The sequence below is a fragment of the Desulfovermiculus halophilus DSM 18834 genome (assembly GCF_000620765.1).
GTDB classification, from domain to species: Bacteria; Desulfobacterota; Desulfovibrionia; order Desulfovibrionales; family Desulfothermaceae; genus Desulfovermiculus; species Desulfovermiculus halophilus.
Map to the genome: position 1 here is coordinate 163,860 of NZ_KK211185.1, position 18,293 is coordinate 182,152.

General features: G+C 53.1%; 16 protein-coding genes. 7 read left to right on the forward strand and 9 right to left on the reverse strand.

Annotated elements, in window-relative coordinates:
* Nucleotides 1-96: 96 nt before the first annotated feature.
* From cimA to N902_RS0115115, 7 genes are all read right to left on the reverse strand, one after another.
* A complete protein-coding gene (gene cimA / locus N902_RS0115085) occupies nt 97-1,719 on the reverse strand; it encodes a citramalate synthase (RefSeq protein WP_034623150.1) in 1,623 nt (540 codons plus the stop codon).
* Between the two features lie 123 nt (nt 1,720-1,842).
* On the reverse strand, nt 1,843-3,078 hold the full coding sequence (locus N902_RS0115090; protein ID WP_027371576.1) for an aspartate kinase: 1,236 nt from the start codon (nt 3,076-3,078) through the stop codon (nt 1,843-1,845).
* Nucleotides 3,079-3,137: 59 nt separating this feature from the next.
* Nucleotides 3,138-3,620: a tRNA (adenosine(37)-N6)-threonylcarbamoyltransferase complex ATPase subunit type 1 TsaE gene (tsaE, locus tag N902_RS0115095; protein WP_027371577.1), complete on the reverse strand. Its 483-nt coding sequence runs from the start codon at nt 3,618-3,620 to the stop codon at nt 3,138-3,140.
* A gap of 123 nt (nt 3,621-3,743) precedes the next feature.
* Nucleotides 3,744-4,190: a CBS domain-containing protein gene (locus tag N902_RS0115100; protein ID WP_027371578.1), complete on the reverse strand. Its 447-nt coding sequence runs from the start codon at nt 4,188-4,190 to the stop codon at nt 3,744-3,746.
* 162 nt (nt 4,191-4,352) lie between these two features.
* Nucleotides 4,353-5,894 (reverse strand): bifunctional ADP-dependent NAD(P)H-hydrate dehydratase/NAD(P)H-hydrate epimerase, encoded by a 1,542-nt coding sequence (locus N902_RS0115105; RefSeq protein WP_027371579.1) that lies wholly within the window; start codon nt 5,892-5,894, stop codon nt 4,353-4,355.
* A gap of 278 nt (nt 5,895-6,172) precedes the next feature.
* Nucleotides 6,173-6,568 carry a holo-[acyl-carrier-protein] synthase gene (locus N902_RS0115110; protein WP_027371580.1) on the reverse strand — a complete coding sequence of 132 codons (396 nt, stop codon included), beginning with the start codon at nt 6,566-6,568 and terminating at the stop codon, nt 6,173-6,175.
* A 15-nt stretch (nt 6,569-6,583) separates the two neighbouring features.
* Complete coding sequence (locus N902_RS0115115; RefSeq protein ID WP_027371581.1) at nt 6,584-7,306, reverse strand: pyridoxine 5'-phosphate synthase; 723 nt, start codon at nt 7,304-7,306, stop codon at nt 6,584-6,586.
* 848 nt (nt 7,307-8,154) lie between these two features.
* On the opposite strand from N902_RS0115115, the gene N902_RS18970 reads away from it, so the two are divergent.
* From N902_RS18970 to N902_RS0115140, 6 genes are all read left to right on the forward strand, one after another.
* The gene (locus N902_RS18970) at nt 8,155-8,682 is read left to right on the forward strand and encodes a GspH/FimT family pseudopilin (RefSeq protein ID WP_027371582.1); all 528 of its coding nucleotides are present in this window, start codon (nt 8,155-8,157) and stop codon (nt 8,680-8,682) included.
* Entirely contained in the window at nt 8,675-9,280 is a 606-nt protein-coding gene (locus N902_RS0115125; RefSeq protein WP_027371583.1) for a PilW family protein, read from the forward strand. Before N902_RS18970 ends, N902_RS0115125 begins: the two co-directional genes overlap by 8 nt.
* Entirely contained in the window at nt 9,280-9,639 is a 360-nt protein-coding gene (locus tag N902_RS0115130; protein WP_027371584.1) for a type IV pilus modification PilV family protein, read from the forward strand. The genes N902_RS0115125 and N902_RS0115130 overlap by 1 nt, the downstream gene beginning before the upstream one ends.
* Nucleotides 9,640-9,818: 179 nt before the next feature.
* The gene (locus tag N902_RS19895) at nt 9,819-10,991 is read left to right on the forward strand and encodes a pilus assembly PilX family protein (protein WP_153304255.1); all 1,173 of its coding nucleotides are present in this window, start codon (nt 9,819-9,821) and stop codon (nt 10,989-10,991) included.
* Nucleotides 10,992-11,178: 187 nt separating this feature from the next.
* Nucleotides 11,179-12,528 carry a UDP-glucose dehydrogenase family protein gene (locus tag N902_RS0115135; RefSeq protein ID WP_027371585.1) on the forward strand — a complete coding sequence of 450 codons (1,350 nt, stop codon included), beginning with the start codon at nt 11,179-11,181 and terminating at the stop codon, nt 12,526-12,528.
* A 344-nt stretch (nt 12,529-12,872) separates the two neighbouring features.
* Nucleotides 12,873-14,132: an IS110 family RNA-guided transposase gene (locus N902_RS0115140; protein WP_051564662.1), complete on the forward strand. Its 1,260-nt coding sequence runs from the start codon at nt 12,873-12,875 to the stop codon at nt 14,130-14,132.
* A gap of 365 nt (nt 14,133-14,497) precedes the next feature.
* On the opposite strand, the gene N902_RS0115145 is transcribed toward N902_RS0115140, so the two are convergent.
* Complete coding sequence (locus N902_RS0115145; RefSeq protein ID WP_027371587.1) at nt 14,498-15,409, reverse strand: AEC family transporter; 912 nt, start codon at nt 15,407-15,409, stop codon at nt 14,498-14,500.
* 122 nt (nt 15,410-15,531) lie between these two features.
* On the opposite strand from N902_RS0115145, the gene N902_RS18300 reads away from it, so the two are divergent.
* Nucleotides 15,532-16,278, forward strand: coding sequence for a hypothetical protein (locus tag N902_RS18300; RefSeq protein ID WP_034623152.1), 747 nt, complete (start codon nt 15,532-15,534; stop codon nt 16,276-16,278).
* A gap of 196 nt (nt 16,279-16,474) precedes the next feature.
* Here the strand turns inward: N902_RS18300 and N902_RS0115155 are convergent, their stop codons facing one another.
* Nucleotides 16,475-18,241, reverse strand: a complete 1,767-nt coding sequence (locus N902_RS0115155; RefSeq protein ID WP_051564663.1) for an ARMT1-like domain-containing protein — start codon at nt 18,239-18,241, stop codon at nt 16,475-16,477.
* Nucleotides 18,242-18,293: the final 52 nt, after the last annotated feature.

Consider the following 18,293-nt stretch of genomic DNA (forward strand, 5'->3'; position numbering starts at 1 on the left):
ACTGACTCCTGAGTAATATTGAGAATAAATCTCATTAATTTTTATACACTGCGCACCATGCTGTCAAGGACTGATACGTCGTGTGAATCCTGTGCCTTAGGCATTCTCCTGTGCCTGCAGCCTGGCCAGCTTTTCCTGATCGTCCTTAAAAAGCTTGTAGTTCACCGAATCGACCAGGGCCTGCCAGCTGGCCTCGATAATATTGAAGGATACCCCCATGGTCATCCACCGGCATTTATGATCCCCGGACTCGATGAGCACCCGAACCCGGGAGGCGGTCCCGGGGGCATCGTTCAGGTTCGGGGAGAGGACCCGGACCTTGAAATCCAGCAGGCTCATTTCATGCAGCTTGGGGTAGAACTTTTCCAGTCCCTTGCGCAGGGCGTTGTCCAGGGCGTTCACCGGTCCTCGGCCGGTTGCGGCCGTGTGCTCGACCTCGCCTCCAACCTGGATCATGACCGTGGCCTCGGAGAAAGGTTCTCCGTTCTCCTGATTCTTGGCGTCCATGACCCTAAACCCGAGCAGGGAGTAATAGCGCCTGGCCCGGCCCAGGGTCCGGTTCAGCAGAAGCTCGAATGAGGCCTCGGCGACGCTGAATTCAAAGCCCTTGCTTTCCAGGGTTTTTATCTTGTTCAGTAGTTCCAGGACAAAGGGATCGTCCTTCTCCAGGGGAATGCCGTACTGCTTGGCCTTGAACAGAATATTGCTCTGTCCGGCCAGGTCGGAGAGCAGGACCCGCTGTTTGTTGCCCACGGACTCGGGCGGGATATGTTCGTAGGTCTTGGGGTTGCGGCGGATAGCGCTGACATGCACCCCCCCTTTGTGGGCGAATGCCGCCCTGCCCACAAAGGGCTGGCGGGCAAAGGGCCGGATGTTGGCCACTTCGGAAATATAGTGGGCCGCTGGAGTCAAGCGCTCCAGGTGATTCTGGGGCAGGGCCGTGTATCCCATCTTCAACTCCAGGCTGGGCAGGATGGAGCAGAGATTCGCGTTGCCGCAGCGTTCCCCCACCCCGTTTATGGTGCCCTGCACGTGGGTCGCCCCGGCCCGGACCGCTTCAAGGGAGTTGGCCACGGCCAGTTCCGAGTCATTGTGGGCGTGGATGCCCAGGTGGGTGTCCGGAAACTCTTGAGCGACCCGGGTGAAGATGTCCCTGACCTCCGAGGTCATGGACCCGCCGTTGGTATCGCACAGAACCAGGGCGTCCGCGCCCGCGGCTTTGGCCTGGTGCAGGCAGCTCAAGGCATAGTCCGGGTCATCCTTGAAGCCGTCGAAGAAGTGCTCGGCATCAAAAAAGAGGTGCCGGACGTGAGGCCGAAGATAGGCCAGCGAGTCGTGGATGAGCTCCAGGTTTCGCTCCAAAGTGGTCCGCAGGGCTTCCTGGACATGGATGGTCCAGGTCTTTCCGAACAGGGTGACCGCCGATGCTGCCGCCCGGAGCAGGAGGTTGAAGTGCTGGTCGTTTTCCGGGGTGGCCTTGGGGTTGTGCGTGCTGCCAAAGGCGGTCACAACGGCGTTTTTCAGGCTGTAGTGCTTGATTTCCTGAAAGTAGAGCTCGTCTGTGGGATTGGAGCTGGGCCATCCCCCCTCGATGAAATCAATGCCCAGATCATCAAGCTTTTGGGTCACCCGGATCTTGTCTTCAGTGGAGAAATGGACGTCCTCGGCCTGGGTGCCGTCCCGAAGGGTAGTGTCGTATACCGTGATTTTGGAAGTCATAACCTGTATCGATGTAAGTTTTTTATTTTCCGGGATCTGGATCGAGCGCTTTCAAGGATCACGAATTGAAATGACCAGCATTGGGAGCGACTACAAGAAGCGAGCTTATCTCAAGGGTCATTGCTATGATTCAGCAGCCGCCGGTTCCTGATCCAGGCCGAAGGCCTCGTGCAGGGTGCGTACAGCCAGCTCGGTGTATTTTTCCTGAATCAGGCAGGAGATTTTGATCTCCGAGGTGCTGATGATCATGATATTGATGTCTTCGGACTGCAGGGCCTTGAAGGCTATGGCCGCTACCCCTGAGTGATTGCGCATGCCCACCCCGATGATGGAGACCTTGCACACCTTGGTGTCCGGGAGAATGGCCCGGGCTCCAAGGTTCTCCTTGAGGCGGTCGATGACTTGCATGGTCCGGTCCAGGTCTCCCCTGGGGACGGTAAAGGTGATGTCCGTGCGGCCCTCCCGGCTGGGATTCTGGACAATCATGTCCACAATGATATTGGCCGAAGCCAAGGGCTCGAATACCGAGGCCGCAATGCCGGGCTCGTCGAATACATCCACCAGGGTGATTCGGGCCTGGTCCTTGTCGTAGGCTATGCCGGAAACCAGTACAGCTTCCATATCTTCATCCTCCTGCACGAGAAGAGTCCCTGGTTCATCGGAAAAAGTGGACCGGACATGAACCGGGACATTGTATTTCTTGGCAAACTCAACGGAACGGATCTGCAGCACCTTTGCCCCCATGCTGGACATCTCCAGCATCTCATCATAGGCGATTCTGGGCAGCTTTCTGGCCTGGGCGCATATGTTCGGATCTGTGGTGTATACCCCTGCGACATCGGTGTAGATCTCGCAGACCTCGGCGTTTAAGGCCCCAGCCAGGGCTACGGCGCTGGTGTCCGATCCCCCTCGCCCCAGGGTGGTCAGATGGTTGTTGCAGTCGCAGCCCTGAAAACCGGCCACGACCAGAACGTTGTACCGCTCCAGCAGCTCGTGGAGCTGTTCGGCATTGATGTCCAGGATCCTGGCCTGGCCGTAGCTCGGGTCGGTGTGAATCGGAATCTGAAATCCAAGCATGGACCTGGCCTTGATCCCGCTATTCTGCAAGAGCATGGAAAAAAGGGCCACAGAGATCTGTTCCCCGGTGGTCAACAGGACATCCAGCTCGCTCGGTGCCGGGGTATCAGACCACTCTCTGGCCATTTTCAAGAGGCGGTCGGTCTCCCCGGCCATGGCCGAGAGGACCACGATCACCCTGTAGCCTTGATCCAGTTTGCGCTGCACTTTGGCCTGGACCTGCTGCATGCATTGCAGGTCGGCCACCGATGTACCTCCGAATTTTTGGACGACAACCTTCATGACGATGCGATGCTCCTGTTCAGAATAAAAATCGGGACCTAAGCCTGATCCATGACCGCTTATCCACTGTGCAGTGCGCCTGTTTCACCCAGGGCGTGCAGCCAATCTTCAGCCCGGTCCCCGCGGGCCTGAAAACGGATGAGCCGGTCCTGCCCGGCCATTTCAATGGTTAGCCGCAGATAGTTTGCTGGAAGTTCGCTCCAGGGGAGATATTCCGCCCATTCGATGAACAGGGCCGCGTATTCCGTATCCAGGCATTCGGCCAGGGCCTCATCCATGCCGGCCCGGCCCAGGCGGTACAGATCGGCATGAATCACTTCCGGTCTGGTGGAATAGATATTGACCAGGTTAAAACTCGGGCTGCTGACTTCCGCCTGGTCACCTCCCGGGAGGTTTTCCACCACACAGCGGATCAATGTTGTTTTGCCCGCTCCCAGGGGCCCGGAGATCAGCACAGGGCAGGGGCCCTTGGAAATGATGATCTGGGCCAAGGTGTGCCCCAGCTCTGCGGTTTGGTCAAGATTGGAAAGGGTGCACTGCATATTGTGTTGTGCGGATAGGCATATTGGGAGAGTTGCGTGGATGCGATGCAGTCTCGGTGTCCAGATGGACTCTCATGCCCTCGCCCCGGCTCATTATGGCCACTTGGATAGCGACAAGGCGGTCTATTTGAGCATGGTCTTGAGCACGTCTTCCTTGCCCACAATGCCCACCAGCTTGCCGTCCTGGACCACGGGAATGGTGTGGAAGTTCTTCTTGACCATCAAATCGGCCACATCTTCAAGCTCGGCATCTGGAGAAACCGAGGTTGGATCTTTGGTCATGGCCTGTTCCACCGTGGTGGCGGCCATTTTTTGAACCTCTTTCTCCAAATGGCTCATGGAAGTCAGGGGAATGAGGCCGTCAAGCAGGGTGAATACCGTGGGCAGAGGAAGCTTTTTCTGCTGCACAATGAGATCGCTTTGGCAGATGATGCCCACCAGGATGTTTTCGGCATCGATCACGGGCAATCCATTGATATGATTGTCCAGGAGCAGGCTGGCTGCCTGGGATATCTTTGTCCCCGGCTGGACGGTCATCACGTCCGTGGTCATGATTTCCGAAATCTTCATATGCCACCGTTTTGTCTATTCAAAAGTTTGATGCAGATGCAATGTCTTGTGCCCGGTGGAGATGGTCGGGGCAATTGCTGCGCCCAAGAGGCTGGCTCCTGCTCGAAGCGAGAAAAAGCCTTTCCGTCCATTCGGGACGGCCCAGAGCGGAAACATACATTTCTAGCTGGGTTTGTCCAAAAGTTCAAGAACCCGGGGCAGGGTATGGGCGATATCCTGAGGAAGATGTCCGCGAAACGGAAAATCCTTGTGCAGGACCCGGCCTGTGGCTCCGTGCCAGAACACTCCGGCGCAGGCCGCAGGAAATGGATTCAACCCCTGAGCCAGCAGAGAGGCGATAACTCCGGAAAGCACATCCCCAGAGCCTCCAAGGGCCAAATGCGGCCAGGCCTCGGAACAGAGACGCACTGTCTGTTCAGGGGCGGCAACAATTGAGCCCGCTCCTTTCAAAACCAGCGTGGACCGCAGCTTTTGACTCCAGGTTCTGGCTATTTCTATCCGCTTGGCCACAATATCCTCCACACCTTGGCCGCAGATCCTGGCCATTTCCCCAGGATGGGGCGTGAGCACACTGTCTGCAGGGAGGTGGGCGGTCAGATCGGGGTTTTGGGCCAGGGCAAAGAGGGCGTCGGCATCAAAGACCGTGGGGGGATGATCGGTGTGAACATAGGAGCGGACAAAGTCCATAGCTCCATCAGTCCGCCCCAGTCCCGGACCGAGGACAACAGCGTCAAAGGACTGCACATCGGCCAGGTCGGCCATGCAGCCCTCGGTCCATTGCGACCCCGGTCCCAGGGCCATGGTCATAATGTCCGGCCAGCCCTGCTTAATCTCGGAGATCAATCCCCTGGGACAGCCCACAGTGACCAGGCCGGTTCCGGAACGCAGAGCGCCCAGGGCGGCCAGGACCGGAGCGCCGGTCAGACCGGGGGAGCCTCCGAGGATCAGAACGTGCCCGTGGCTGCCTTTGTGGGCCAGGTGGGAAGGCTTGGGAAGCAGGGACAGGGCCTGGTCATCCAGTTCATAGCAGGAGGGGGGATTCTGTTCCTGTATGGATCGAGGCAGACCGATGTCCTGAATATGCAGCCGGCCGCAGAATTCTTTGGCCTCCGGCATACGCAGTCCGGTCTTGGCTGCGGCAAAGGTCACTGTTACATCGGCCTTTACGGCTGTGGGGCTGGGACGCCCGGTGTATCCATTGATCCCAGACGGGATGTCGATGGACAGAACAAAGCATTTTCGACCCAACCTGTTTATGCACTGGATCCACTGTTGATAGTCTTCCCGCAGCTCCCCCTGGAAACCGGTACCCAACAGGCCGTCGACAATAATATCCGGAATGCACAGCCCTTCCAGGTTGTAGCCCTTTAGCGGGGTCATGGCTACCCCGGCCTTGTCGGCCAGATCGAGGTGAAATGCCGTCTCTCCGGAATAGGCGTCAAGGTCCCTGCTGTGGAGGACCAGACAGACGGCGCCCTGATCCACCAGGTGCCTGGACAGAGCAAAGGCATCACCGCCATTGTTCCCGGAGCCGGCAAAGAGGGCGATCCGTTTGCCTTCCAGCGGTCCTGCTTCTGTGCGCAGCACATGCAGGAGTTCGCGGCTGGCGTTTTCCATGAGCAGATGCCCGGGCAGGCCGAACTCATGAATGCTCAAGCGGTCCCATACGGCAATCTCATCCGGCGTGGGCAAGGGACGATACATGGCGCATCCTTGGTGTGCTAAGGGGCCTTATGAAGATAATGCTCTAATAGCCTGATTTTCCTTGGAAGTGTTATCATTACAGCGAAAGATAAGAGCAGTATGCCGTTTCCGTCGTTTCACTATTTTATCGTTCCCACGCTCTGCGTGGGAACTCTTTATGGACGCTCCAGCGTCCATAAAGAGACCGCGGGAGCTGTCAGGAAGGCTCCCATGCAGAGCGTGGGAGCTATAATTAATCGCCAGGCGCCCGCCTGGCTCCTTCAAGGTTTGGTCATGCCTTAGTTATCGCTGTAGTGTTCCTCACCTTCCAGGATGACCACCGCACATGCTGTATGCCGGGAGTGGGAGAGGCTGATATGCCATCTCCCGGCACCCGCTGCCCGGGCTGCCTCTGCGGCTTGGCCGCTGAGTGCGAGCTGTGGCTGTCCCTGGGGAAGATTGTAAACAGCAATGGAGCGAAATGTAATAGCACCCCGGAATCCGGTGCCCAGAGCCTTGACCGCGGCCTCCTTGGCCGCAAACCTGGCGGCCAGATAGGCGACAGGGGAAGCAGAAGGCAAGGCCTGGAGCTCGGCAGAGGTCAGTATCCTGGTTGAAAATCTGGTCCCGTGCCGGTTCCATATTCTCTCAATACGCTCCAGTTCAACCACATCCACTCCCAGGCCGACGATCATCGCATATGCCTTTGTTCAGCAGAATCCGCGGATAATATCCAGCATGTCCCGCACAGCGCGTTCCATGCCCACCAGGGAAGCCCGGGCCACAATGCTGTGACCGATGGAGAACTCGGAAACCCCTGGCATGTGGGCAAAGGCATGGATGTTGGCATAGGTCAGTCCGTGACCCAGATTGACCTTTAGTCCAAGGTTGTGGGCCAGGGCCAGGCCCTCCTTGATCCGATCAAGCTCCCTGTCCCTGCCGGCTCTGGTCTCGGCATCGGCAAAATGTCCGGTATGCAGCTCAATGTATTCGGCCTCGATCTCTGCGGCCGCTTTGATCTGATCCGGATCCGGATCGATAAACAGGCTGGAGGTGATGTCGGCCTGGTGCAGGGGCTGGAGGTACTCTTGGAGCTCTGTTTCCCGGCCCAAGAGATTCATCCCGCCCTCAGTGGTCAGCTCCTGCCTCTTTTCCGGGACCAGGCAGACGATGTGCGGCTTGGCCTGAAGGGCGATGTCCTGCATCTCCCGGGTGGCGGCCATCTCCAGGTGCAGCTTGGTGCCCAGGGTTTGGGTGAGCAGCCTCACATCCCGGTCCTGAATGTGGCGGCGGTCTTCGCGCAGGTGGACAATGATCCCGTGAGCCCCGCCAAGTTCGGCATGATGGGCGGCATGGACCGGATCGGGTTCATGGGCCAGTCTGGCCTGGCGGATAGTGGCAATATGGTCGACATTGACGATCAGGTCCGGCATTGTCGTCTCCTTGAAAAGTGTTCCCTGTCCGCCACAGTTCTAAAAGGCAAGGGGTGCGGTTTGTCAAGGCCTGGAACCGGAGAATGCAAGAGTTTTTCCCTTGAAACCCTGGGCCTTGGTACGGCTATAGTCAAAATAATGGCTTTTGTACACAAAGTATACCGAGCCAGCTGGCATCAAATCCGAGAATTTGACACCTTGGTCAAGGCTGGAGCATAATGCAGTGCATAAAATTACAGACAGAACCGGGGCTATTATTCATTTTGACCAGGGATTCTTCGCTCGCATACTCGCTCAGAATGACAGACAAAAGAATCACGGTCCGATGGCAACCATAAGAATGGCTGCCCGCCGGAGGGTGTTATGCCCCCACTTGATACGCCTGCAAAAGGCAGAATTACCACTACAACGACAGTCTGGGTACAACAAACGCCTGCAAAGAGCCAGGCGATTACTTATAGCTCCCACGCTCTGCGTGGGAGCTTATCCTGACCGCTCCCGCGGTCTCTTTCTGGACGCCGGAGCGTCCAAAAGAGTTCCCACGCAGAGCGTGGGAACGATAAAACTGCGGGGGGCGAAGACTGAAGAATCAATGGGTTAGAGACTATACTTTGGCTTACCATTGACATCAATTGACTTTTTGCAGTTCCGTCCTCTTGTCATTCTGAAAGAGCATAGCGACTGAAGAATCGATCCCTGTTTCAAGGAAAACCCGGCGGGGCAACTTGCGTACCGAACATTGATCATTTCTGGACCCGCTGTCGCAGTCTCTGGAACCCGCCTGCGCGGGAAAGTCGGAAAAACCCCAATTTTCGATGTAGGGTCAGCTTCTGAACGGATATAGCTTCATGCGTCAATTAAAGAACATTCATGGCGGCCACACAGGCCTGACCCTGATGGAGCTGATGGTGGTCATCGCCATCCTGGCCATCATGGCCGGCATGAGTATGTCCGCTTTAAGCGAGTATATCCCGGATTATAGGCTGAATGCTGCAGTGAGAACTCTGGTGGCTGATTTGCACAAGGCAAAGACCGAGGCTATAAAAGTCAACAAGTATGTGACAGTTGTGTTTGATACAGACGAATCTTCCCCTTCAGGTGGTATTGGATCTTATGTTGCCTTCATTGATAATGGGGCTGGTGGTGGTAACAGTGATAACCATGAACAAGACGGGGATGAATTAATTCTGATGAAAAATTATATACCAAAGAATGTAGTCATGTCTTCAGAAACATCATATAATTATGTCATATTCGATCAATATGGATTACCTAATACCCAAGGCAATATTATATTAAGAAATATTGAAAATGAAAAGATAAAAATAACAATTAATGAAACTGGATATATAGATATTAAAAATAAATATGAATAAAAATCAGAATTATATATCTATTTGGTTCCGAGGTGGATTCACTATTGTTGAGCTGCTTGTTACACTTGTGATCTCGGGAATAGTTTTGGGTGCTGTTTATAATGTATTTATTTCAAATAACAAAATATATATTAAACAAAACAAATTAGTTAAGATAGAGCAAAGACTTAGAGCAGCAATGAGCTTATTAACCCATGATATCCGGATGGCTGGATATGGCTCTGAACAAAATGACACTGTTGGCATAAATAAAAATGCATCGAGTGAACACAAGGTAATGCTGTCATTTTTTGATGAACAAGAGAATGCAACAATGAGCTATAGCTATTATGTTTATGACAGTGAAACATATGGAGATAATGCATTGGGGCGCAAGAAAAATAATGCAACAGTTCAGCCACTTATGCCCAATGTTAGGTCTTTTGATATTCAATATTGTAATCCTGAGAATGGATGTGAGGGGATAGCTAAAAATCTAGACAATATTAGTTATGTAACCATTTATTTGGCATCTTATGCCGATAATTCTCAATTGAATGTTCCTGATTTAAGCATGAACCGGACTGTCTACATAAGAAACGCCTGCCTGGAAGATTAATGCCATATTACGCTAAGAACAACTCCGATGGCTTGACTTTAATCGAGGTGTTGGTGTCCATGGTCATTCTGGTTGTCGGCATACTGTCTGTCATGACCATGCTGTCCACAGCAGCCAAAGGGAATGCCCAAGCTAGAAAAATGAGCCGGGCATTGAACGTTGCTGAAACAAAGCTGGATGAGTTTTTATACGGCGATGAGGCATGTAGTGGAAGTGGAAATCTCAATGGATATGAGTGGAATTACAATTCTACAGCAAGTAATCCGGTGAATGGAACAACCTATTGTAAGGTTACCGTTAGTTGGTCCAGTTATGGAGATGAAAAGAATATTTCTTTGGACACCTTAAGAGCTGAATGATTTAAATCTAACCTGGGTTGAGGAATTCGTCGTAATTTACTGAAATGTCCTAAATTGCGAGCACCTGAAAGGTGCGTGGCAATCTCATTCTGCCACCCCGAGATTGCTTCGCTTTGTTTGCAAAGACTCCTGAGAATCGATTAGCTTCCATTTAATTTGAGCTTGATAAGGTGTGGTAAATGTCTGAGACAAAGATAAATCAAGAGGGATCAACCCTTGTGGTCACAGTCCTAGTCCTGGTCATTCTGTCCATCTTGGGCACGGCCGCTCTGACCTTAACCAATACAGAGCTACTTATCGCCAGAAATATGAAACTAAAGGCTAATGCATTTTATAATGCTGAATCTGGAGTAAGATTTGCTTTGACAGGAATCAAGAGAGGTTTAATAAATAGTACTCTTGATTTACCAGGGATCAAAATTGATAAGGACGAGTTGAATGGACTGGACTTAAGTGCAACATTGAATGTTGATAATGCTAGATCTGAAGGTATTATATTCTTATATCCAAATCCATTAAGTGAAAATCCTGCTGATAGTAATAGATACTGTTTTATATCGACGGGAAAGGATGAAACTGACTCGGATACAAAAGCAACTATTTCAACTTGTTTTCAAATTAAGGATAAACCTTATTATGCATTTAAGCAAGGAATTGTTTCGGGAGGCAATATAAATATCAATGGGGTTGTAAATATTGATGGAAATCTACATGCCAATGGAAATATAACTCAAACAGGAGTTGGTGGAGGGGCAGTTGATGGTCAAGTTACATCTGTTTATGAGTCCGAGATTGATGCAGATGTGAATGGAACTATTGCTTTTGGTGAAGAATATGAAATACATATACCAAGGGTAACATCTGATAATATACCAAGTGAATTTGATGCCGATGAAGTTCTTTCAGGCGGAGAGGAAATTGATCAAAGCTTGGTAGACAATGTATGGAATGACACTTCTTCTGAAAATCCAATCATATATGTCAATGGAGACGTAACAATAAAATCAGGAACTGATGTAGCGAGCTTAACAATAATTTCAGAGGGTTCAATCGAATTCAAGGGTCATTCCTCATGGGAAGATAATGAAAAACTTTCTACAACCATAATCGCAATGAATGACATCACATTTAATGGAAGTAGTGATAGTTATGGTATTTTTTGGTGTAATGGAAGTTTTATAAGGAAAGGGTCAAGTCTTGTTCATGGTTCAATAGTTGCTGGAGCAGAAGTAGATGATAGTGATGTTGATTTCAGCGGAACATTAGAGTTTAATTATGTTGACAATATGAGTGATGATATATATGTCCCTAGTCCTTCGACACCTGTTAATATTACGTGGAAAGAAATGTAATATTACGTTAAAAACGTATTCAACTATAGATACAGAACACAAGATAAAGATCATCTTTGATATGGCAAAACCATGACCTGATCTCCTCTCCTCGAACCATGTTTACAACCGCCAGTCCTTTCGGTAACTTCCCTGCATCACAAGTTGGCATTGCTGAGTGAAAGGCTCAAAAAAACGAGAATGACTGATGAATATTTGTATTGTTGGAACCGGCTACGTGGGGCTGGTCACGGCCGCCTGTTTCGCCGAGATGGGCAATCAGGTGGTCTGTGTGGATGTGAATCAAGAGATCGTCAGCCGCCTGCAGCAGGGCAAGGTCCATATTTATGAGCCCGGTCTGGAAGATCTGGTGCAGCGAAACGCTCATGCCGGCAGGTTGACGTTCACCACCTCGCTGGAAAAAGGGCTGGAGGACAGCCTGTTTGCCTTTATCTGCGTGGGTACGCCTTCAGACAGCGACGGCTCCTGCGACATGCGCGCGGTAAGCGCAGTTGCCCGGCAGATCGGGCAAACCATGACCGACTACAAGATAGTGGTCACCAAATCCACGGTTCCGGTGGGCACTGCGGATGCAGTGCGCCGGATCGTCTCAGATGAGCTCACAGCTCGCGGGGCGAACATAGAGTTTGACGTGGTCTCCAATCCCGAGTTTCTCAAAGAAGGGGATGCGGTCAGCGATTTTCTCAAGCCGGACCGGGTGATTGTGGGCACGGACAACGTGCGCACTGCCGAACTGCTCAAGATCCTGTACAGTCCCTTCGCCCGCAGCCGGGACAAGCTGATGGTCATGTCTGTGCGCAGTGCGGAGATGACCAAGTACGCCGCAAACTGCATGCTGGCCACCAAGATTTCCTTTATCAACGAGGTGGCCAATATCTGCGAGCAGGTTGGCGCTGATGTCCGGGAAGTGCGGCTGGGGATCGGCGCTGATCACCGGATCGGGTATGAGTTCATCTACCCGGGCATGGGCTACGGAGGATCCTGCTTTCCCAAGGATGTGCAGGCTCTAATCAACACCGCCAAGAATCACGCCTACGAGCCCCAGCTCTTGACTGCGGTTCACGAGGTGAATCAGCGGCAGAAAACCAGCCTGGCTGCCAAAATCAAAGAGTATTTCCAGCCCCAGGGGGGGGTGGGCGGAAAGACCCTGGCCGTCTGGGGGCTCTCGTTCAAGGCCAACACCGACGATATCCGGGAATCGGCCGCTCTGGCCATGATCGATGAGTTGGCCGCGCAGGGCATGCAGATACGGGCCTTTGATCCGGAGGCCGGAGAGCGGGCCGGGCAGAGGTATGCAGATAACCCCCGGGTGCAGATAGAAGATGACCACTACAAGATGCTGGACGGAGCCAATGCCTTGGCTGTGGCCACGGAGTGGAACCAGTTCCGCAATCCGGACTTTGCCGGGATTAAGCGCCGACTGACCGCACCGGTCATATTCGACGGCCGCAACCTCTATCACCCCGAGCACCTGGCCAGTCAAGGCTTTGCCTACTTCTGTATCGGACGACCGATGACGGACGGCAACCGGGCTTAGACCGGCACTTTTCTGAATTCATCCCAGCGAGATACATGATCGTAAGGAGAAAGGGCTGGAACCTGCTGATGAGAGCAGGTTCCAGCCCTTTTTTCGTTGATTATCCGGGGTTCGGATCTATCCTGAACTCCTTACAAACCCACATGCCTGCCAATGCGCAGACACAACGAAGCATGAAAATAACACATCCTGTAAAAACAAGACCTTAGAGCATTATTTTCATACAAACCCACATGCCTGCCAAAGCGCAGGCACAACGAAGCATGAAAAAACTAGCCTTGCTAAGATTCATGGTTATCTTCTCCGGAAAAACATAAAACCCTCAATACCGGAGGAAGACAACCATGAATCAAGACAAGACTAAACAAACTATTTCTGTTGTCCACCCTGTATGCTGTGGTCTGGACGTGCACAAAAAATCAATCTCTGCCTGCTTGATATTCAATGATTCCAGCGGGCAAGAGCAAAGCATCATCCAAGAGTTCGACACTTTCACCGACAGCCTGATACGACTTCGAGAGTGGCTCATCGAGCATAGCTGCCCCATAGTAGCCATGGAAAGCACGGGAATCTATTGGAGACCGGTCCACAATATCCTTGAAGAAGCAGTAGAGGTTATTCTGGTCAATGCTCGTCATGTCAAAAACGTGCCCGGGCGCAAGACGGATATTGCCGACAGCAGATGGCTCGCCGGGCTGCTTCGGTACGGCTTGGTCAAAGGCAGCTTCATTCCTCCAAAACATGTGCGGGAATGGCGGGACATCACCCGGTGCCGACAAAAGCACGTTCAAACCCAAAATGACTACAAAAGACGAGTCCACAAGCTCTTTGAATCAGCCAACATCAAGATTGATTCTGTGCTTTCTGATCCTTTTGGAGCCACAGGGCGTCGGCTTATTGCTTTGCTGGCAGACCCTGAGGCAGAGATTACCCTGGAAGACGTCAAAAAAGCAGCTCATGGCAGGGTAAGGCACAAGGCTTTTGAGCTTTTTCGTTCCATTCAGGGCCATTTCACTGCTCACCATGCTTTTATGCTGCGGTCTCTGCTTCGGAGTATTTCTCACCATGAACAGGAGATTGAGACTCTTGACTGTCGCCTTAAGGAACTGATGAGCGAGCATACTCCCATTCTTGAGGAGTTGGACCGTATTCCAGGCATCAATGAAGTAACTGCCAGGGCTGTACTGGCTGAGATAGGTCCAGACCTGGAGGCATTTCCCTCCTGCAGCCATCTGACTTCCTGGGCTGGTCTCTGTCCCGGGAACAACGAAAGCGCCGGAAAACGCAAAGGGGGCAAAAGCCCGGTCAAAAAGCATCATCTGAAAACGATTCTGGTTGAAGCCGCTTGGGCCGCTACGAGGAAAAAGGATTCGTATTACAAAGAAAAATTCCACCGTCTCAAGTCACGTCGAGGGCCTAAAAAGGCCATAGTAGCTATTGCCCACAGATTACTCAAAGCCATATACCATGTGATCAAGTTCGGAACAGCATTTAGAGATCTGGGTGCACACTATCTGCAACAAAGAGCTCAAGCAGCAACCTTAAGGTACTTGAGAAAACAAGCATCGGTCCTTGGCATGAAGTTGGTGCCCACTGAAGCCTGATCGAGAGACAGTCAACCACCTTAAAATATTTATAAGGTCGAGAAATCAACTGAAGCCGCAGAGCGCGGTACAAACGTGACCTTCTTCAGCAGGAACAACAAATTGTCGGCTCACAAGAGACCACGCATACAAAAATTATCAGATTCCTGCTGAAGACCAATAAGATCAACGGGTTAATTCGGTTTTTTCATACAAACCCACATGACTGCCAAGGCGCAGGCACGCTTTCGCTAACGAGGCATACAAACGATTTCGATACCGATACCGACTGGGAGTGGCTACCCAATCGGATCCTGATAACTATTAACGAATAACAGTTTTTCATACGAAGAGAGTCCCCTGGATTCCCGTTGAAGGGGAGCCGGCTAAAGCAGGGAAATGACCAGGGGCAGGGAGATACCGGAGACAACGGTCGTGCTCAGGATCAGGGCGGCCAAAAGCTCTGGCGAACGATTGAAGTTGATGGCGTACATCAGTGGCAGCAGGGCGGACGGGCCGGAGGTCTGGAGCAGGGCTACGTTATGTTCCAGGGCCGGGAAGGAGAACAGGTTGAGAATCCGGTCGGCCAGCAGGGGAGAGGCAAACAGCCGGATGCCGACCGCCAAAACGATGGCCCAGGCGTAGACCTTCCAGTGCCTGCTCAAGGAGATTGTGGCCAGCTGCAGTCCAAGGACGAATATGAGCAGCGGAATCGCCCCCTCGGCCATGAGGTGCACCCCTTTGGCCAGTCCGGAGGGGAGCTGCCAATGCGCGGCGGTAAAGATCAGGGCCAGGAGCATGGCGTGAAAGATGGGGATCTTGAGCACATCCATGAGCATGTCCCTGGTATGGGCCTTGTCGCTGCTGACGAAAATGGCCAGCGTGGTCAGGGGGATGTTGAAGACCACAAAAATGATCACCGACATGGGAACGGCCTGCTGACCATAAGTGAAATAGATCAGGGGCAGGCCGAAGTTGCCGATATTGATCATGGAGCAGGCCAATATGAAGGATATTCGATCCTGGGGTGACAGGCGAAGGGCACAAGCCGCCAGCCTGCCCAGGATCAGCATGGCCCCGGTGAGCAGGACCATGAACAAAAACGGCTGCCAGAGTTCGGGCAGTGTGGTCTGATGCCGGGTCAGGGAATCAAAGACCAAAAGCGGGGCGAAGACATTCAGGGCCAGACCGGCGATTTGCTTGATGTCCGGCTGAAAGAAGCGCTGGCAGAAAATGGCGATGCCTACAATGAGCAGCAGGGGGAGGAGTGATTGGTTGAATATGAGCAGGAATTGCATGCGCGCGTCCGCGATATGGGAGTTGACTGAAAGGAGCCGTCTGTCTATCGTGAATGCACTGGGAAAGCAACCCGTCAGATAACCGTGAGCCGGCGGCTGAAAAGCCGATGAGGAGAACACTTATGAAACGCATTTTTTTCAGCCTGGGAATGCTGATGCTGATTGCAGCATGTACCGGGTACAAAAGCCAGGAAACGCCTTTCAGGCCGCCGGAATCCATAGCCAACATGCAGACGGCTGCCGGAGCCCAGGTAGCCTCCGTGGCCTACGATGATCCGGAAAAGGCCGAGCAGGCCTTTGGCTTCAACATCCGCAAGGCCGGATTGCTTCCGGTGCAAGTGGTCATCGACAATGCTGGGACGAACTCTCTGACGGTCGTACCCGGACAGACCTTTCTCATCGACGATCAAGGCAACTATTGGAATCTTTTGGACCGGCAAACAGCCTATGAACGGGTGGAGGAGAGTTCGGAATACGCCCGGATCGCGGGCCAGGCCGGCAAGAGATCGCTTCTCGGAGCTGCCGGCGGGGCCGTGGTCGGGGCGGCTGTGGGTATTTTGACCGGTGAAAACGTGGGCGCAGCCCTGGGCAAGGGCGCTGCGGTCGGAGCTGCCGGAGGCGCGGTCCTGGGCGGAAGCGAAGAGCTGGCCTCAAACAAGGCTGAACGCCGGATCAGCCAGGATCTGGCGGACAAGAATCTGGAAAACCGGACCGTTGGACCGCGCATGCTGGGACGAGGGTTTCTGTTCTTTCCCGGTGAAGCTCCCTCGGCAGCAAAGCTGCGTCTGCAGCTCAAGGACGATGCGGGCGGAGAGGTGCATAACCTTGTTCTGGACCTCTCCCAGGCAGCAGGGGGCATGGAGGATTGATCTTTCGAATTCACTGAATACGACAACGACACTTTGATATGACCTTGTCGGGGATTGGTCCAAGGACACTGTGAGTTCAGGAAAATGCCGCTGTAGAATGAATATTCGTCGCAGAAGTAGAGGCAGCCACGCGCCTGCGCATGGCTGCCGTCTTTTCGGCCGCCGGGCCTGAACCAGGTGAACCAAGGCCAGGGGGTCAGGATCTGCGGACGAACCGGCGTTCCATGCTGGCGTCGAAAAACTTGCCTATCCCGTATTCCCGCCGCCGGAAGAAACGTTCCGGGTTGGGGCCGATGATCTGCATCTCCGGATATTTTTGCTGTACCTCCAGGGCGATCTGCATCTCTTTGGTGCATCCGGTGGAGTAGGTCGCGTCCTTCCCGGCCCAGATCGGCGGAATCTTTTCCCCCATGAGCTCGAAGCTGGTTTCAATATCCTCCACGGTCTGGAACCTCCAGATATCCAGCAGACCGCTGCGCTGAACGATTTCCCACATATACATCAGATCGTCCGCATCCATGCCAGACTCGAAATGCTCGGCCGGGTTGATGATGTACGTCTTTTCCAGCTTGGTGCGCAGATAGTGGACAAAAGTGTTCAGGACCGTAATGGCGGTTTGGGTCTGACCCGGAATGCTGCCCACGATCGCGCTGTAAAACATGACCTTCTGCCCGTTGTCATGTGCCTTGAGCATCCGGCGCTTAATCCGTTCAGCCTTGAGCACCAGATCCTTTTCGGAGTGGATGTCCACCTTGGGGGATTTCGGCTTGTAGCTGAAGTGCACTGTTCCGTCCTCATCCCGGTAAAAGGCCAGTATGTCCCGGGTGAACTGATGGGAGCTGTACACCAGGCGGTGGTAGTTGCCGCTGCCCTTGGCAATGACTACATCCGATTCTTTCCAGGCCCGGGCAAAGGTGACCGAGGTCCGGTACATATTCAGCCTTTCCCTGGTGCCGTCTGAAATGACCACCAGGTCGTTGGCCCGCAACGTGTCCAGAAGGTCGTTCTTGGAGATGTTGCTGTCTTCGATCAGCCGTGCGCCATTGAGGAACTCGGAGAGCACCGGGTCGTTCTCATAGTCCCAGAAGATTGGGTAGTCATAGTAGAACCCCTCCTTCAGGGCCAGGATGACCTTGTGTCCCAGCCGGTGAAAAGCCTGGACAATCATCAGGTCAAAGAGGATGCCCCCGGCCGAGTTGGGCACGTACAGGATCTTCATCCCCCGGTTCTGGGTTCCGAAGATATCGGTCATGGTCTGTTCGAAATCTGTCCAATCCCTGCCGATCTCCCGGTCCACTTCGTCGGGCTGCGGAGAAAAGTCCTCGATTTCCCAGATCGCGTTCCAGGTGGACAGGCAAAAGAGGCGCTTGAACTCCAGGATGTCCAGCTGCCAGCGCAAGTCCTGGATCCTCTTGCAGCCCATGGTCGAACTGGGACAGGCGCTGATGAATCTCTTGAACAGGGCTGTATGCATGAACTTGTGGGCCCGGGCATTGAATGTCTTTTTCCGCTCCTGGTAAGGATCCTGAAGCGCACTTTGGCTGAGAAAGATGGTCAAAAGCCATTTCATGAGCCGGGAGGGAATGACAAATGGGTAGCGCAGGGTGTTTTGAAACTTGTAGCGGCACAAGGCGACGATTTTTCGCCGCAGATACGGATCCAGCGGGATGTGCCGGATCAGAAGGACCAGCCTGCGCCATGTGGCCCGGTACTCGTTCCGCAGCTCAGCAGTCATCTCCGATTTGAGCAGGTTGTCCAGCATCCAGTCCGTGCAGGGAGCAAAAAACTGCCCCTCCTGCATATCGACCAGAAACCGGAGCTGGTCCAGGGAGGCGTTCTTGTCCGGAGCGATCAAATGCTCCAGGTTGTTTTTGGTCATAAAGTGCAAAAGCCAGGCATCAAGGTACGGATCCCGGCCGTAGGCCAGGTCGGCGATTGATTTCACTTCCGGCAGGTTATTCACAGAAATCTCTCCAGGAAAGGTCTGTGTGGAGTAGGTCAATTGCGGTCAACAC

Excerpts from the sequence above, each read along its gene's own strand:
- cimA (WP_034623150.1), bottom strand. The coding sequence starts at position 1,719 with ATGACTTCCAAAATCACGGTATACGACACTACCCTTCGGGACGGCACC.
- N902_RS0115090 (WP_027371576.1), bottom strand. The coding sequence starts at position 3,078 with ATGAAGGTTGTCGTCCAAAAATTCGGAGGTACATCGGTGGCCGACCTG.
- tsaE (WP_027371577.1), bottom strand. The coding sequence starts at position 3,620 with ATGCAGTGCACCCTTTCCAATCTTGACCAAACCGCAGAGCTGGGGCAC.
- N902_RS0115100 (WP_027371578.1), bottom strand. The coding sequence starts at position 4,190 with ATGAAGATTTCGGAAATCATGACCACGGACGTGATGACCGTCCAGCCG.
- N902_RS0115105 (WP_027371579.1), bottom strand. The coding sequence starts at position 5,894 with ATGTATCGTCCCTTGCCCACGCCGGATGAGATTGCCGTATGGGACCGC.
- N902_RS0115110 (WP_027371580.1), bottom strand. The coding sequence starts at position 6,568 with ATGATCGTCGGCCTGGGAGTGGATGTGGTTGAACTGGAGCGTATTGAG.
- N902_RS0115115 (WP_027371581.1), bottom strand. The coding sequence starts at position 7,306 with ATGCCGGACCTGATCGTCAATGTCGACCATATTGCCACTATCCGCCAG.
- N902_RS18970 (WP_027371582.1), top strand. The coding sequence starts at position 8,155 with ATGCGTCAATTAAAGAACATTCATGGCGGCCACACAGGCCTGACCCTG.
- N902_RS0115125 (WP_027371583.1), top strand. The coding sequence starts at position 8,675 with ATGAATAAAAATCAGAATTATATATCTATTTGGTTCCGAGGTGGATTC.
- N902_RS0115130 (WP_027371584.1), top strand. The coding sequence starts at position 9,280 with ATGCCATATTACGCTAAGAACAACTCCGATGGCTTGACTTTAATCGAG.
- N902_RS19895 (WP_153304255.1), top strand. The coding sequence starts at position 9,819 with ATGTCTGAGACAAAGATAAATCAAGAGGGATCAACCCTTGTGGTCACA.
- N902_RS0115135 (WP_027371585.1), top strand. The coding sequence starts at position 11,179 with ATGAATATTTGTATTGTTGGAACCGGCTACGTGGGGCTGGTCACGGCC.
- N902_RS0115140 (WP_051564662.1), top strand. The coding sequence starts at position 12,873 with ATGAATCAAGACAAGACTAAACAAACTATTTCTGTTGTCCACCCTGTA.
- N902_RS0115145 (WP_027371587.1), bottom strand. The coding sequence starts at position 15,409 with ATGCAATTCCTGCTCATATTCAACCAATCACTCCTCCCCCTGCTGCTC.
- N902_RS18300 (WP_034623152.1), top strand. The coding sequence starts at position 15,532 with ATGAAACGCATTTTTTTCAGCCTGGGAATGCTGATGCTGATTGCAGCA.